This is a genomic window from Rhodococcus sp. MPR-R1B (genome assembly GCF_058793255.1).
The window spans coordinates 195,571-211,154 of sequence record NZ_JBXAFO010000001.1 but is presented as its reverse complement, the minus strand read 5'-3'; the positions used below and the strand labels follow the sequence as shown (position 1 = coordinate 211,154).

Annotated in this window: 15 protein-coding genes; 4 read left to right on the top strand and 11 right to left on the bottom strand. The window is 62.8% G+C overall.

Annotation, left to right across the window (positions count from 1 at the left end; translation table 11 throughout):
* The first annotated feature begins 56 nt into the window (after positions 1 to 56).
* From AC1Q61_RS01005 to AC1Q61_RS00990, 4 genes are read left to right on the top strand one after another with little or no spacing between them, the layout of a single operon-like run.
* The gene (locus tag AC1Q61_RS01005) at positions 57 to 1,172 is read left to right on the top strand and encodes an ABC transporter ATP-binding protein (RefSeq protein ID WP_003940114.1); all 1,116 of its coding nucleotides are present in this window, start codon (positions 57 to 59) and stop codon (positions 1,170 to 1,172) included.
* Positions 1,169 to 1,819, top strand: coding sequence for an ABC transporter permease (locus tag AC1Q61_RS01000; RefSeq protein WP_003940005.1), 651 nt, complete (start codon positions 1,169 to 1,171; stop codon positions 1,817 to 1,819). The genes AC1Q61_RS01005 and AC1Q61_RS01000 overlap by 4 nt, the downstream gene beginning before the upstream one ends.
* Positions 1,816 to 2,556: an ABC transporter permease gene (locus AC1Q61_RS00995; protein WP_030536962.1), complete on the top strand. Its 741-nt coding sequence runs from the start codon at positions 1,816 to 1,818 to the stop codon at positions 2,554 to 2,556. The genes AC1Q61_RS01000 and AC1Q61_RS00995 overlap by 4 nt, the downstream gene beginning before the upstream one ends.
* An 11-nt stretch (positions 2,557 to 2,567) precedes the next feature.
* Positions 2,568 to 3,476 (top strand): ABC transporter substrate-binding protein, encoded by a 909-nt coding sequence (locus AC1Q61_RS00990; protein ID WP_003940460.1) that lies wholly within the window; start codon positions 2,568 to 2,570, stop codon positions 3,474 to 3,476.
* On the opposite strand, the gene AC1Q61_RS00985 is transcribed toward AC1Q61_RS00990, so the two are convergent.
* The 11 genes from AC1Q61_RS00985 to AC1Q61_RS00935 all read right to left on the bottom strand — a co-directional run bounded on the left by AC1Q61_RS00985 (position 3,440) and on the right by AC1Q61_RS00935 (position 15,557).
* Complete coding sequence (locus AC1Q61_RS00985) at positions 3,440 to 3,607, bottom strand: hypothetical protein (protein WP_157770388.1); 168 nt, start codon at positions 3,605 to 3,607, stop codon at positions 3,440 to 3,442. The genes AC1Q61_RS00990 and AC1Q61_RS00985 overlap by 37 nt on opposite strands.
* A gap of 391 nt (positions 3,608 to 3,998) precedes the next feature.
* A complete protein-coding gene (locus AC1Q61_RS00980; RefSeq protein WP_155277930.1) occupies positions 3,999 to 4,157 on the bottom strand; it encodes a hypothetical protein in 159 nt (52 codons plus the stop codon).
* Positions 4,158 to 4,278: 121 nt separating this feature from the next.
* A complete protein-coding gene (hutG, locus tag AC1Q61_RS00975) occupies positions 4,279 to 5,247 on the bottom strand; it encodes a formimidoylglutamase (RefSeq protein ID WP_042926100.1) in 969 nt (322 codons plus the stop codon).
* A gap of 23 nt (positions 5,248 to 5,270) precedes the next feature.
* Positions 5,271 to 6,461 carry an imidazolonepropionase gene (gene hutI, locus AC1Q61_RS00970; protein ID WP_042926102.1) on the bottom strand — a complete coding sequence of 397 codons (1,191 nt, stop codon included), beginning with the start codon at positions 6,459 to 6,461 and terminating at the stop codon, positions 5,271 to 5,273.
* 37 nt (positions 6,462 to 6,498) lie between these two features.
* Complete coding sequence (hutU, locus tag AC1Q61_RS00965; protein ID WP_007732742.1) at positions 6,499 to 8,172, bottom strand: urocanate hydratase; 1,674 nt, start codon at positions 8,170 to 8,172, stop codon at positions 6,499 to 6,501.
* Between the two features lie 42 nt (positions 8,173 to 8,214).
* Complete coding sequence (locus AC1Q61_RS00960) at positions 8,215 to 9,651, bottom strand: purine-cytosine permease family protein (RefSeq protein WP_003940251.1); 1,437 nt, start codon at positions 9,649 to 9,651, stop codon at positions 8,215 to 8,217.
* Between the two features lie 203 nt (positions 9,652 to 9,854).
* The gene (locus AC1Q61_RS00955) at positions 9,855 to 11,219 is read right to left on the bottom strand and encodes an FAD-binding oxidoreductase (protein WP_003940494.1); all 1,365 of its coding nucleotides are present in this window, start codon (positions 11,217 to 11,219) and stop codon (positions 9,855 to 9,857) included.
* Between the two features lie 16 nt (positions 11,220 to 11,235).
* Complete coding sequence (locus tag AC1Q61_RS00950) at positions 11,236 to 12,309, bottom strand: histidinol-phosphate transaminase (RefSeq protein ID WP_042926104.1); 1,074 nt, start codon at positions 12,307 to 12,309, stop codon at positions 11,236 to 11,238.
* Positions 12,306 to 13,874, bottom strand: a complete 1,569-nt coding sequence (hutH, locus tag AC1Q61_RS00945; RefSeq protein WP_007732730.1) for a histidine ammonia-lyase — start codon at positions 13,872 to 13,874, stop codon at positions 12,306 to 12,308. Before hutH ends, AC1Q61_RS00950 begins: the two co-directional genes overlap by 4 nt.
* A gap of 109 nt (positions 13,875 to 13,983) precedes the next feature.
* Positions 13,984 to 14,775 carry an IclR family transcriptional regulator gene (locus AC1Q61_RS00940; RefSeq protein ID WP_047270693.1) on the bottom strand — a complete coding sequence of 264 codons (792 nt, stop codon included), beginning with the start codon at positions 14,773 to 14,775 and terminating at the stop codon, positions 13,984 to 13,986.
* A gap of 119 nt (positions 14,776 to 14,894) precedes the next feature.
* On the bottom strand, positions 14,895 to 15,557 hold the full coding sequence (locus AC1Q61_RS00935; RefSeq protein WP_003939923.1) for an IclR family transcriptional regulator: 663 nt from the start codon (positions 15,555 to 15,557) through the stop codon (positions 14,895 to 14,897).
* Between the last annotated feature and the right edge of the window lie 27 nt (positions 15,558 to 15,584).

Below are 15,584 nucleotides of genomic sequence, written 5' to 3'. Positions count from 1 at the left end.
TCGACCATTTCTCCTGGGTGCGTCCGGACTCAGGTCGACACGAAAGTAGTTCGTAGATGATCAAATTCGACAAGGTCACCAAGGCGTATCCAGACGGAACCATTGCGGTCGATGCTCTCGATCTGGAATGCCCGACGGGAAAGATCACCGCGTTGGTGGGTCCTTCCGGCTGCGGCAAGACGACCTCACTCCGCATGATCAACAGGCTGATCGAACCGACGTCAGGCACGATTTCGCTCGACGGCGAGTCCACGGCGGGAATGGATCCGGCCCTTCTGCGTCGACGCATCGGGTACGTGATCCAGCACGCGGGTCTCTTTCCCCATCGCACCATCGTCGACAACATAGCGACCATGCCTCGATTGCTCGGTGCGAGTAAAAAGGAATCTCGCACTCGCGCTATGGAATTGCTCGAAACGGTTGGTCTGACGACCAACTTCGCCGACCGCTATCCGTGGCAGCTCTCCGGAGGGCAGCAGCAACGAGTCGGTGTTGCGCGAGCATTGGCTGCGGATCCGTCATTCATGCTGATGGACGAACCGTTCAGCGCCGTTGATCCGGTTGTTCGCGGCCAGCTGCAAGACGAGTTTCTCCGTCTGCAGAAGGAAATCGGAAAAACGATCATCATCGTCACCCACGACATCGACGAAGCGCTGAAACTCGGGGATCAAGTGGTGGTTCTGCGTACCGGCGGCATTCTTGCGCAGGCGGCGACGCCCCTCGAATTGCTGACTCAACCTGCCGACGAATTTGTTGCCGACTTCGTCGGACGTGACCGTGGGTACCGATCGTTGGGGTTCACGACATTGGACGGCGACCTACCGACGGTGTCAGAACCCGTTGCGCATCTGGGCGATTCCGCTGCGGCGGCCCGCGCACTCACCGGCGATACGTGGCTGTTGGTAGTGGATCCCGCGAACAAGCCGCTCGGATGGGTGAGGCCGGACGCGCTCACGGATTGTATCCGCCCGGATGACTTGAATCTCAGTGGAACACTTGCTGATTCCACCGGGACGATGCGCGCTCTGCTGGATGCGGCGCTGTCAGCGCCGAGCAAGCGGGGCGTTGTCGTGGACGACGCCGGACGCCTGGTGGGAACCGTCACTGCGCATGCTGCAGTGGAAGCCATCGAGGCTGCCGATCTGGCTGACGCGGGGAGGGCGCTTCGATGAACTTCGAATGGCTCGGACGTCAGTCCGACCGGATCATGGACTTGGTGGGATGGCATGTTCTGCTGTCGTTGATTCCCTTGGTGATCGGCTTGGTGGTCGCGTTGCCGATCGGCTGGGTCGCCTATCGCAGTCGTCGGTTGCATCCCTACGTGGTGGGGACGGCCGGATTGCTCTACACGATCCCTTCGCTCGCGCTCTTCGTGCTCCTGCCTCCAATTCTGGGTACCAAGATTCTGGATCCGATGAACATCATCGTGGCGCTCACCGTGTACACCGTTGCTCTGCTCGTGCGGGTAGTGGCCGACGCGCTCGATTCGGTTCCGCCGGAGACGGTTCTGGCAGCGACGGCGATGGGTTACCGGCCGTATCAGACGCTGTTGAAAGTACAGTTGCCAGTAGGAGTTCCGGTGATCTGTGCAGGTTTGCGCGTCGCAGTCGTCTCGAACGTCAGTCTTGTCTCACTCGGCGCACTCCTGGGTATTCCGCAGATAGGTTCCTTGTTCACCCAGGGATTTCAGTTGCGTTTCTACACGCCCATCATCGCGGGTATCGCTCTGTGTCTGGTGCTGGCGTTGATCCTTGATCTCCTCATCATGTTGGCGAATCGGCTGTTGACGCCGTGGACCCCGAAAGTGACTACATCATGATCAGCTTCCTTCTCGACGGATCCCACTGGACCGGGCCGGACGGCATCCCCACCCTTCTCGTTCAGCATTTGATGTACACATTCGCCGCGCTGGCGGTGGCTGCGGTTATCGCGATCCCGCTCGGTCTCTACATCGGACATACGGGCCGTGGCTCCGTTGTTGTTGCTGGACTGGCCAACTCGCTACGAGCGCTGCCGACCATCGGTCTGCTGATCCTACTGGTTCTCATCATCGCGCCGTCATTCCCGAACAAACTCGCGTATCTGATCCCCAGCCTCATCGTCCTGGTGCTTCTCGCGATCCCTCCCATTCTCACCAACACGTACGCCGGAGTTCGAGCGGTCGATCAGGCTGCAGTCGACGCCGCGCGGGGGATGGGATTTCGGTCGATGCGGATCTTGACCGAGGTCGAGATTCCATGTGCCCTACCACTCATGTTGTCCGGCATCAGAAGTGCCGTGCTTCAGATCGTCTCCACTGCGACTGTCGCCGCTTACATTTCTTTGGGCGGACTCGGCCGGTTGTTGATCGACGGAAAAGCTCAGAGCGATTACGGCCAGATGGCGGCCGGAGCCGTACTGGTATCGCTGATTGCCCTGGTTTTCGATCTCGGAATCGGAGCACTGACTGCGCGGGTCGTTTCGCCTGGCCTGACCAGGCGCGATCGGAAGAAGAAGACCGAGAAGACCGCCGCCCCCTCACAGCGCACCGCTGTGCCTGAGCCCGCACCGATCTGAGGACGTTCGACATGAAGAAGGTATTGATCGCCGCGTTGGTCGGCGTGACAGCGGTTGCGTTGTCCAGCTGCGGAATCGGCAAGGACCCCTTGGCTACGGACGGCGGCGGTAGTGCTGAGGGCGCCATCGTGATCGGTTCCGCCGATTTTCCCGAGAGCCAACTGATTGCGACCATTTACGCCGAAGCGCTTCGTGCCAACGGTATCGACGTTACCGAGAAGTTGAACATCGGTAGCCGAGAACTCTATGTACCGGCACTGCGCGACGGTTCCATCGATCTGATCCCCGAGTATTCCGGCGCCTTGTTGCAATATCTGGACAGCAAGACAACGGCGACGGCTTCAGATGAAGTATCCGCTGAAATCGATGCGAAATTGCCCAAGGGTCTGGTGGCTCTCGAGCCCTCGCCCGCAGAGGACAAGGATGTACTTGCCGTCAAACAGGAGACGGCGGAAAAGTATTCGCTGGAGACCGTCGAGGATCTGGTGCAGCATGCCGACGAGTTGACTCTCGGCGGACCGCCGGAATGGAAGACGCGTGAAAACGGCGTCGCCGGCTTGAAGACCAAATACGGCCTGACATTCCGGGAGTTCCTGGCTCTCGATGCAGGTGGACCCCTCACGCTCAATGCGCTTCTGAGCGGGCAGATACAGGTTGCCGATGTCTTCAGTACCGATCCTGCGATGCGCTCGGAGAACTTGGTTGCACTCGAGGATACGAAGCACCTGTTCCTCGCGGAGAACATCACGCCGATCATCAACGAGTTGAAGGCTCGCGATGACGTCCGATCCGTGCTCGCGGGGGTTTCGGCGGCACTGACCACTGAAGACCTCATCGAGATGAACCAGCGCGTTGCCGATCTCGACGACATGAGTGACATCGCTCAGGACTGGTTGCAGAAGAACTCCTTGGTGCCATGATCGAAGGCCGGGGTGGCGTCCTTGTCGTCGGTCGAACAGACGATATCGATTCGACCCCGCTCGGGGTAGCGTCGCGAAGTCAGGCATGCCTCGACCTCGCGGCGAGCCGTTCCGACCAAGGATGCCGACATGCCGAGAAGCCGACCGCGCACACCCATTGGACGAGTTCGGAACGGCGCAGCCACTACAACCACGGTTGTAGTGGCCGGCGTGTGTCTGGCATCAGGCTGGAACGCCCATGCAGTTTCCGAGTTGCGCTGTAGTTCCGTTCACGACGCCTGGTGGCACCGGACGGGCAATTCTCACCAGCGAGGGCGTCACCGTCATCGAATCACCGCCGGGAACGCTGACCGACCGCGGCGTCGGTGACGGCTCCACCGTCGCTCAGATCGAATCGGTTTACGGCAACGATCATTCGACACGGACGATTCAGACTGAGTCAGGCCAATCGATCTTCGTCACCACCGGTGATCCGGGGCAAGTCGGTAATGGCGACCCCGGAGGGTTGATCGGCTTTTCGATTCACGACGGTACGGTCGGGCCTCCTGTGATCGGTGGTGTCCCCGGCTTCGAGTACTGCTCGGGCAATTCGTCGACTTCGACTTCACGATTGCCGACGGCATCCACATCCGAGGGGTGCGGAACGATCACGTACCCCGAGACAGGCGTTGTCGCCGCCATCGGCAATCTGCAAGGCGGCATCACTTGTGAGGTGGCAAAGGACATAGTTTGGAGTGCTCGGACAGAACTCGTGGAATCAGTTTTCAGGCAGTCCCGTAGATCTGCTGGAGGCGCGCCGAGGCTAGCGCTGAACCGGCACGTGCTTCGTGACTATCCGGTGGATCAGACGAGCAGCCGTTCGGGCAGTGCGATTGTCGACGTCGAGGCTCGGGTTCAGTTCGGCGACATCGAGAACCGCGAGCTTTCCGCTGGACGTGACTCGATCACATACGTATTGGATGGTTTCCAGGCTGACACCGTAGGCCGCAGGTGCGCTGACGCCCGGCGCCACAGCTGCAGGCAGGACATCGAGGTCGATGGTCAGGTAGACCAGATCGACGTCGTCGAGGAAGTCTGCGAGGAACTGATCCACGACGCCTCGGCCGATCGCTCCGCATTCTTCGTCGAGCAGATAGCGAACACCGAGGCGGTGAGCCGTGTCGAACAGTGCCGTGGTGTTGCTCGGTTGGCTGATTCCGATCACGCTGTACTGATGCGAGGTGCCTGCCGCGGCTTCGTCCTCGGCGATCTGACGAAAGGGTGTGCCGGAGCTGGGTATCGGATCGCCCCGCAGGTCGAAGTGCGCATCCAAGTTGAGGATTCCGAGTTTGGCTCCAGCGGTTCGCAACTCGGAGCCCGCGACGCCGAGATACGTGCCGTAGGCGATTTCGTGTCCTCCCCCGAGAACCACGGGGAAGTGTCCCGAATCAAGCGCAGCGCTGACGGCGTTCCCGAGTGCGGCTTGACCGGCCTCGAGTTCTTCACCCGACACGGCAACGGTTCCGGCGTCCTGAATCTGCAGTGGTTCGGCCAGCGCCATGGAAGCCAACCCGGCTCGCAACGCGTCCGGGCCATCCGCGGCGCCGCGGCGGCCCTTGTTGCGGCGGACTCCTTCGTCGCTGGAGAATCCGATCAGAACACAGTCGCCGGGAGCTGTTTCGGCTGAATACGGTTGCACGGCATGATGCCACCGCAGATGCTCGGCAGTGGTGCCGTCGGAGCGCCCGGTCCACGGCTTGGGTTCGATGTCGACTGCGATCTGATGAGCCACGACGGCCTCCCGGTGAGTGTATTTCAGTAGCTTGTGGCGAGTGCGCCGTTTTTCCAGACCTCGCGCACCAGAGGGACGCCCGGGCGGTAGGCGAGGTGGAGGTACGACGGTGCATCGAGCGCGATGGCGTCGGCACGTGTTCCGAGAGAAAGGGTTCCGACGTCGGTGCGCTGCAGCGCCCGGGCGCCTCCTGCAGTGGCTGCCCAGACTGCCTCGGCGGGTGTCATGTGCATGTCTCGCACCGCAATTGCTATGCAGAACGGGAGGCTGGTGGTGTAGCAGGTGCCGGGATTGCAGTCGGCGCCGAGAGCTACTGTGACGCCGGCGTCCAGCAGTGCGCGGGCGTCGGGGTACTTGTTGCGGGTGGAGAAGTCGGCACCTGGCAACAGTGTTGCGACGGTGGAACTCTGAGCCAGGGCGTCGATGTCCTCGGCGGTGACGTAGGTGACGTGATCGACGGACGCGGCTCCCATCTCGACGGCGAGCTGAACTCCTGGCCCTTCGCCGAGTTGATTGCCGTGGACGCGGGGGATCAGTCCAGCGGCGACGCCTGCGCTCAGGACTGCATGTGCCTGTTCGCGGTTGAACGCCCCTCGTTCGCAGAAGACGTCGATCCACTTCGCGTGTGGCGCACAGGCAGGGATCATCTCGTCGCACGCCATGGCGACGTAGTCATCGGCGCGGCCGGCATATTCGGGTGGTGGAACGTGGGCGGCCAGCAGTGTGACCTCGTCGGTGAACTGTCCGGCGATCAGTGCGCTGCGTAGTTCGCTCTCGGTGTTCTGCCCGTATCCGGTCTTGCATTCGACGGTTGTGCTGCCCGAGCGCAGGGATTCGTCGAGTAGGCGTCGAACATTGGCCTGCAATTGTTCGTCGGTGGCCGAGCGCGTCGCTTCGATGGTGTTGCGAATACCGCCCGCCGCGTACTTCTCGCCCGCCATGCGAGCTGCGAATTCCTCGGCCCGCTCGCCACCGAACACCAGGTGCGAGTGACTCTCCACGAATCCGGGGAGCAGGGCCCGACCGCCGATATCCTGACCGATATCGGCAGCCGGGGCGTCGGCGGAATCGCCGACCCAAGCAACAACGCCCTCGTCGAAAACGATTGCCGCGTCGTGTCGTACGCCGAGTTTGCCCTCACCCAGAGTCGGGTCATTGGTGACGAGGGTTCCGATGTTGGTCAGAACGGTGGTTCGAGAACCATTCGTGGTCAATGTAATTCCTAACTCAGGGTGAGGTCGTGGAGCTGTTTCAGTTCTCGGTCATCGGGATGCGGACGCCGCGGGTGGCTGCCGTGTCGATGGCGTGGTCGTATCCTGCATCCGCATGCCGGATGACACCCATCCCGGGATCGTTGGTGAGAACTGCTTCGAGCTTCTTGGCTGCGAGTTCGGTGCCGTCGGCGATGCACACCTGTCCCGCGTGGATGGAGCGCCCCATCCCGACGCCGCCGCCTTGGTGGAGTGAAACCCACGAAGCGCCGGACGCGGTGTTGACCAGGGCGTTGAGCAGCGGCCAGTCGGCGATCGCGTCGGACCCGTCGATCATCGATTCGGTTTCGCGGTACGGCGAGGCGACCGATCCGGAGTCGAGGTGATCGCGGCCGATGGCGATCGGTGCGGAGAGCTCGCCCGAGGCCACCATCTCGTTGAACTTGAGGCCGGCGAGGTGGCGCTCACCGTATCCGAGCCAGCAGATACGAGCCGGAAGGCCTTCGAAGGCAACCTTTTCGCCGGCCATGGTGATCCAGCGGCGCAGGTGCTCGTTCTCGGGGAAGAGTTCGAGGATGGCCTTGTCGGTGGCCTCGATGTCCTTGGGATCACCCGAGAGCGCTGCCCAGCGGAAGGGGCCGAGGCCTTCTTCGAAGAGCGGACGGATGTAGGCGGGAACGAATCCGGGGAAGTCGAATGCACGGTCGTAGCCGGCCTTGCGGGCCTCGTCGCGGATGGAGTTGCCGTAGTCGAATACCTCGGCGCCGGCGTCCATGAATCCGACCATGGCCTTGACGTGTGCGGCCATCGCGTTGCGGGAATCTTCGGTGAACTTCTGCGGATCCTTCTCCGACATGGTCTTCATGTCGCCGAAGTCGATGCCGATCGGCAGGTAGGCGAGGGGATCGTGCGCCGAGGTCTGGTCGGTCACGATGTCGATGGGGGCCTTCATCTCCAGCAGCGCCGGGAAGATCTCTGCCGCATTGCCTTCGAGGCCGATGGAGAGTGGCTTCTTGGCATCGCGTGCCGCGGTCGCCAGTTCGAGCGCGTGCTCGATGCTGTCTGCCTTGGTGTCGAGGTACTTGTGGGCGATACGACGGTCGATGCGGGTGATGTCGCAGTCGACGCAGATCGCGACGCCGTCGTTCATGGTGACGGCGAGAGGCTGAGCGCCGCCCATGCCGCCGAGACCCGCAGTGAGGGTGATCGTTCCGGCGAGTGAGCCGTTGTAGCGCTTCTTCGCGATGGCGCCGAAGGTCTCGTACGTACCCTGCAGGATTCCCTGGGTGCCGATGTAAATCCAGGAGCCTGCGGTCATCTGGCCGTACATGGTCAGGCCGAGGTCTTCGAGACGGCGGAACTCTTCCCAGTTCGCCCAGTCACCGACCAGGTTGGAGTTGGCGATCAGCACTCGCGGTGCCCACTCGTTGGTGCGGAAGACACCGACCGGCTTGCCGGACTGCACCAGCATGGTCTCGTCGTTCTTCAGCGTCTTCAGCGTGGCGACCATGGCGTCGAAGGCAGCCCAACTACGCGCTGCGCGACCGGTTCCGCCGTAGACGACGAGGCTGTCCGGGTGCTCGGCAACATCGGGGTCGAGGTTGTTCATGAGCATGCGCAGGGCACCCTCCTGCTGCCAACCGAGCGTCGTGAGCTCGGGGCCGCGGGGAGCGCGGACGGGGCGCGGCTCGTGGCCGGGGGTGCTGATTTCCATTGTGTTCTCCTAGCTTGCTGAAGTTCGAAAGACGTTGGGGGATCAGACGCGAGAGTCGGTCATCGCGGTGTGATCGGGGTAGATCATCGACGAAGGGGGATTGCTCGTGCGCTTGGCGAGTGGGTAATAGATCAGCCCGGTGAACACGATGCCGACGAGCCACGAGATGTCGGCGCCGCCGAGCATGTCCGTGACGGGGCCGGTGTACATCTTCTGGGCGAGGAACGGGATCTGGGCGAGAACGCCGGCGGCGTAGCAAGCCAATGCGGTGAAGTTCCATGCTCCGTATCGACCGTTGACGTCGTACAGCGCCGGAATGTCGATGCGTTCCTTGGAGATCAGGTAGTAGTCGATCAGATTGATCGCACTCCACGGCGTGAACACCATCAGCAACACCAGGACGAAGTTCTTGAAGTTGTCCAGGAAGTCGGCGCTGGCGGCGATGGCGATCAAGACCGAGACCGCAGTGAAACCGAGGATGTAGAGGGTGCGCGCGGTGCTCGAGATTCGAGACTGTCCGTTGAAGGCGGTGACGGTGGTCAGGATCGACATGAATCCGCCGTAGGCGTTGAGCACGTTCACCGTCAGCTTGCCGACCAGGATGACGAAGTAGATCAGGAAGGCGATGGCAGCGGGTCCGGCCAGATCTCCCATGAAGCCGACCTGGTTACCCAGGAACGCGTCGCCGGCGCAGGCCGCGACGAGAGCGCCGAAGGTCATGGACCACTGCGATCCGATGACACTACCGAGGAACGTCGACCAGAACGTGGTGCTCTCGGAAGTGCTGCGCGGCAGGTAACGCGAGTAGTCGGCGACGTACGGGCCGAAGGTGAGCTGCCAACCGGCACCCAGCGAGATCGCGAGCAGGAAGGTGACTATGTCGAAGCCCTTGATGCCGACGTACGAGGCGACGTCGTACTCGAGGAACAGTCGAACGGCCAGGTAGGAGAATCCGACGATGCCCACGACGGTGGCGATCCTGCCGACGATGTGGATCAGCTTGTAGCCGGTGACCGCGACGAATGCGGTGAGGAGACCGAAGACGACGATGCCGACGGTGGGGCTGTCGATGTGCAGGATCTTGTTGACGGCCTGTCCGGCCAACACGGTGCCGGTGGCAGCGAAGCCGAGGTACATCAGGATGACGAGAACAAGCGGTACGACTGCTCCCTTGACGCCGAACTGGGCGCGACTCGAGATCATCTGGGGGAGACCCATACGCGGGCCCTGTGCGGAGTGAAGCGCCATGACAGCGCCACCGAAGATGTTGCCGATCAGAAGTCCGACGATCGCCCAGATGGCGTCCGCGCCGAATACGACGGCGAGAGCGCCGTCGACGATTGCAGTGATCTGCATGTTGGCGCCGAACCAGAGAGTGAACTGGCTGCGCGGGGTGCCGTGTCGTTCTGCATCCGGGACGACGTCGATAGTGCGTCGTTCCGGAGTGAGGATGACCTCGGCCGGTCCATCGTGAGTCATAGGCCTGTCTTTCTGCTGCGAGCCCGTCGAGCGACGGAATCGACGTCGGGGTATTGCCCACCTTCTTCGTGCTTGGTGCTTTGCGCCTTGTGCTTTGTGCGCTGGGTCACTGTCACTGCGGATAAATGTATATGCCTGTATATACAGGCGTCAATACCCGGGACCCGTTTTCGCGTAAATGCTGTGTAACACCGCGCGAGAAATCAGAAACCCTTACCCGGGTTGAGGATTCCGAGCGGGTCGAAGGCAGCCTTGATCGATCGGTGCAGTTGCATGCTGTCCTCACCGAGCTCGAGAGAGAGCCAGCGACGCTTGAGAACGCCGACGCCGTGCTCTCCGGTCAGAGTTCCGCCGAGTTCGAGAGCACGCCGGAAGACCTCGTCCGCGGCGGTCCACACGGCTTCGGGGACCGAGCCGTCGGCAGCGCGGTCGAAGACGAAGGTCGGATGGACGTTGCCGTCACCAGCATGCGCGACGGTCATGATCTTGACCATGTGCTCGGCGGCCGCTCGGTCGATACTCTCGAGCATGTCGGGCAGTTTCGACCGCGGGACCCCGACGTCTTCCACGAGACATTGCCCGAGTCGTTCGGAAGCCGGATAGGCGAGTCGGCGAATCTCGAGTAGCTGTGCGGCTTCTGCCGCGTCCTGCGAGACGGCGACAAAATCGGCGCCCGCCCTCTCGAAGTGTTTCTGCATCGCCGCGGCTGCTGCGTCGGCATCGACCCCGTCGGCCTGTGCGATCAGCATCGCGGCGGTGTTGTCTTCCAATCCGATTCGTTTCCAGTCGTCGACGGCGCGCAGCGTTGCTCGATCGATCAGCTCCAGCAGGCTCGGCCCGATTCCGTCGCGAACGACCGCGGCAACCGCGTCCGCTGCGGAGCGGAGAGAATCGAAACTGCCGACGACGGTGACCGGTGCTCTCTTGGGCTTGGGCTGCAACTTGAGCGTGGCACTCGTGACGACTCCGAGTGTTCCTTCCGAACCGACGAGAAGACTGGTCAAGTCGTATCCCGCAACACCTTTGACGGTCCTTCGGCCTGTCCGCACGATCCGACCGTCGGCGAGCACAACCTCGAGACCCAGGACTGAATCGCGGGTGACGCCGTACTTCACGCAACGCAGTCCACCGGCGTTGGTGGCGATGTTTCCGCCGATCGTGGAGATCTCGAAACTGCTCGGATCAGGGGCGTACATCAGCCCGTACTCGTCTGCTGCTCGACTGATGTCGGCGTTGATCACCCCGGCTTCCACGACAGCGAGTTGATCGTCCGGATTGACCTCGAGAATCGAGCGCATGCGAGTGGTCGAGATGACCAGGCAGCCCTCGACGGCTGCCCCGCCGCCCGCCAAACCGGTTCCCGCACCGCGGGTTACCACCGGGACACGGTGAGCAGTAGCCCATTTCAGCGCCTCGGAAATGTCGGCCGCAGTTTCGGCGAGCATGACGGCTGCCGGATGGCCGGGTTCGGCGAGATGGGCCTCGTCACGGCGGTACGAGTCCATTACCGCAGGGTCGGTGATCAGGCGACTCGAACCGATCGACCGAGCAAGTTCGTGGACGGACATTCTTTTCTCCAGTCGGTCAAAGGTTGTGTGCGAGTGCATCCACAGCGGAGATCACGGCGTCTTCTGCTGCCCGCTCACCTACGGTCACCCGCACTCCCTCGCCGGGGAACATCCGGACCGAGACACCCTGCGCGACGCAGGCCGCTTCGAGTGCAGAAGCTCTCTTGCCGAGAGGGATCCACACGAAGTTGGCACCGCTCGGGACCGTCTCGACGCCGCGCAGAGCCAATTGCTCACGTAGGTGAGAACGACCCTCGGTCACCGTTTCGACTATCGAATCGGTGTGTGCCGGATTGGTCAGGGCCGCGCAGGCCGCGGCCTCGGCAACGGCGCTGAGCCCGAAGGGCGGTGCAGCGCTGCGAAGATCCGCTGCGATCGCCGAGTTGGTGACGGCATAGCCGGCACGAAGTCCGGCCAATCCGTAAGCCTTGGAGAAGGTTCGGAAGACGACTATGTTGGGAAAGGCTCGAAGCAGGTCGACGCCGTCGACGTCGCTGGTCGCGAACTCCCGGTAAGCCTCGTCCAGAAGGATGAGGACGTCGCTCGGGATCGAGCGGGCGAACGAGACGAACTCCGCGGTCGAGAACTCGCTTCCGGTCGGATTGTTGGGGTTGCAGACGAGTACTGCGCGGGTCTGCGGCGTCACGGCTGCCGCCATTGCACTCAGATCATGCCGATGTTCGGAATCGAGTGCGACGGGTACACCGCTCGCCCCGGCGATTCCGATCAGTATCGGGTACGCCTCGTAGCTGCGCCACGGGTAGACGACTTCGGTGCCAGGGCCCGTGTATGCGGTCAATACCTGCTGGAGCAGTGCCAACGACCCGGCGCCGACCAGTACCTGGTCGTCGCCCACGCCCAGACGGTCGCTCAACCGGGCTATCAGTGTGTCGCCGAACAGCGACGGATACAAGTGTGAGTGTGAGGCCGCGAGATTGACGGCCTCGAGAATGGCCGCCGAGGGTGCAACCGTCGACTCGTTGCTCGACGCCCGCCACCGAACCTGCTCGAGGCCGGCGGCTTTGGAGTATCGAGGAAGCGCTTCGATTTCGGGTCGGGGGCGAGGCCTCAGCGCACCGGGCGCGCTCATGCCAGGGCGCCGATCGCGTTCTCTGCAGCCGCAACAAGTGCACCCGATGCCGCCAAGTCCACCGCGGCCTCGATCTCGGGGGACAGGAAGCGATCGGTACCCGGCCCCTGCACCTTCTCGCGCAGGGTCCGAAGGACGGCTCCGGTGGCGGGGGAGGGCTCGAGTGGGGAGCGCAAATCGATTCCTCTTGCTGCAGTCAGTATCTCGATCGCGAGAACTCGGGTGAGACCGTCGATGGACCGGCGGAGCTTGCGTGCACCCGACCATCCCATGGAGACGTGATCTTCCTGCATGGCCGAGGAGGGAATCGAATCGACACTGGCCGGGCTCGCGAGTCGCTTGAGTTCGGACACGATGGCAGCTTGTGTGTACTGCGCGATCATCAGTCCGCTGTCGACACCGGGGTCGTCGGCGAGGAAGGGGGTCAGACCGTGATTGCGTGCTACGTCGAGGAAGCGGTCGGTGCGGCGTTCGCTGATCCCCGCGACATCCGCGGTCACGATGGCGAGAAAGTCCAAGACGTAGGCCACGGGAGCTCCGTGGAAGTTACCGTTCGACCGAACCCTTCCGTCGAGAGTGACGACGGGATTGTCGACAGCACTGGCCAATTCGCGCCCGGCAACCAGTCGGGCGTGATCGACGGTGTCGCGTGCGCCGCCGGCAACCTGCGGTGCGCACCGCAGTGAGTACGCGTCCTGAACTCTGGTGCAGTCAGGGCCCGCATGGCTGGCGACGATCGGGGAGTCGGCAAGCAAGCGCACCATGTTCGAGGCGGCCGCGCCCTGTCCGGGGTGGGGGCGAAGCGCCTGAAGATCGGCGGCGAACACTTGATCGGTGCCGAGCAAGCCCTCGACGCTCATGGCGGCAGCGATGTCGGCCAACTTGAGCAGATGATCGAGATCGGTGATCGCAAGGGCCAGTTGACCGAGCATCCCGTCGGTACCGTTGATCAGTGCGAGGCCTTCCTTCTCGGCCAGAACCACCGGTTCGAGACCATGGGCAGCCAATGCCGTTGCCGCATCGGTGAGTTCACCGTCGGCGGTGCGGACGGAACCTTCACCGATGATTGCCATCGCCACATGCGCCAGTGGTGCCAGATCTCCCGAGCATCCGAGGCTGCCGTATTCGTGCACCACCGGGGTGATGCCTGCGGTGAGTAGGTCGGCGTACGCCTGTGCGACTACAGGGCGCACTCCGGTTCGCCCGGTGGCGAGCGTCGACAGACGCAGAAGCATCAAGGCCCGGATCACTTCGCGTTCGACTTCCGGTCCCGAACCTGCCGCATGTGAGCGGATCAGGCTGCGCTGCAACTGTGTCCGCAGATGCGCCGGAATGTGCCGGGTGGCAAGTGCGCCGAATCCGGTGGAAACTCCGTAGACCGGTGTGGGGTCTGCGGCCAGCGCTTCGATGCGTGCACGACTTTCGGCGATCGCGGCCAGTGATTCCGCGGTCAATGCAACGCCGTATCCGTTGCGCGCGACGTCGACGACGTCGGCGATGGTGACAGCGCCGATTCCGACCTCGATGGTTCGGGTGGCTGTCTGGGTGGCAGGGGTGGCGTTCATGGGACTCCAATGATGATGCGGTGGTGATCCAACAAGTCTTGTATACGAGACTCTAGTCTTGAATATGAGACGAAAACAAGGCCCGCAGAGTACGGAACGGAGAATTTTGCTACATGTCTGCGGTCGGGGTCTCCACCATTCGATCTCCGAGATCGGCGGAGAACTCGGCGCTGACGGCGCGCACTCGGTCGGCGATCAGGGCACTCTCCTCGGCCGATTTGGAGCCGGAGAGGAAGGTGACGCCGAGAGCTGCGACCGGACGACCGTCCCGTGTGATCACGGGGCTGGCGATGCAATTGATCCCGGATGTCGTCGCATTCTCTTCGACCGCGTACCCGCTATCACGTGCTGCGGCGAGCAGTTCTCGCAGTTCGGCGAGCGTCGACGGTCCCGTTCCGGTCCGCGTCGGCCAGGTGTATCCCTCGTAGAGCGCGCTGATCTGTTCCACGTCCAGACGGCTCAGAATCGCGCGCCCGACTGCGGTGAGATGCGCCGGAAGGCGAGTCCCGATTTCGGTCACCAATCGCACGCCCGGCTTCAGTGGTTCACGTTTGTCGAGGTAGATGACGTCAGAACCCTGAAGTACCGCCAGATGGGAGGTCTCGTCGGTCGACTGAGTGAGTGCCAGCATGAATCGTTGGCCCTCACGGTGAAGTGGGCCGGACCGCATGTACGACGCACCGACTTCGAACGCCGAGACACCCAGGGTCCAGGCGCGTTGATCAGCCCAGTACGAGACGAACCGTCGATCCCGCATGACATTGAGGAGGTGATGCGTCGTACTCTTCGGCAGCTCGAGGGCGCTGGAGATTTCTGCCGTCGCCAGCGGCACACCCCGGCGGGCCAGGAGATCGAGCACGTCGAGCACGCGCTCAGCAGATTTCACGCGGCTCGTCGTCATGTGGGGTGTGTCCTTACGGGTAGGGCTGAGGTGGGAGCGGGGAACCACATTGTCTCGGATACGAGACTGAATCGCCAAGTGCTCGGATACGAGACTGAATCGCCAAGTGCTCGGGGTGGTCAGGGTGTCTGGCTGCCGAGTTCCGCGGACAACCGGGCGCAGTGCTCCACCAAGACACGACCGTGGCTGGCGCAGACCTCGTCCGTCAGACGGAATGTCGGGCCGACGACGCTGAGCGCTCCGGCTATCTGACCGACCGCGTTGTAGATCGGCGCGGCAACTCCGGTCGAGTGATCCTCGATGGTGTCGTGCGCAATGGCGTACCCGCTCTCGCCTACCTTGCCGCTCAACGCTGCGCCGACGGCGGTGCCGTCCAGGGGAACGCTCTGGCCCACCCACCCCATGTGGCGGATCGCGTGCGTGCCCTCGATCTGATCGAGATACAGCGCAGTGTCTTTCGGTCCCTTCGTCGACAGGTAGGTCGACTCTCTCGTGGTTTCGGCGATGGCCTTCATCGCGGGCCGCGCTCTCGGCAACAGTTGATTGTCACCGAGTGCGCGAGCCCCGATCTGTAGTAGCCGCGGGCCGACGCGATAGACGTTGTCCTCGCCGCGGACGACGAACTCGGTTTGTTCGAGGCTTCTGATCAGGCGAAGCGCGGTACTGGTTGCCAGATCGGTTGCCTTGGCGGCGTCGCCGAGCGTCAACCCGCCGTGCTCGACGATCGCACCGAGAAGTTCGAACGTGCGATTCGCGCTGCGGGTCACGTCGCCGGGGGCCATGTCCTACTCCAAGTGCCGAGGGATGTC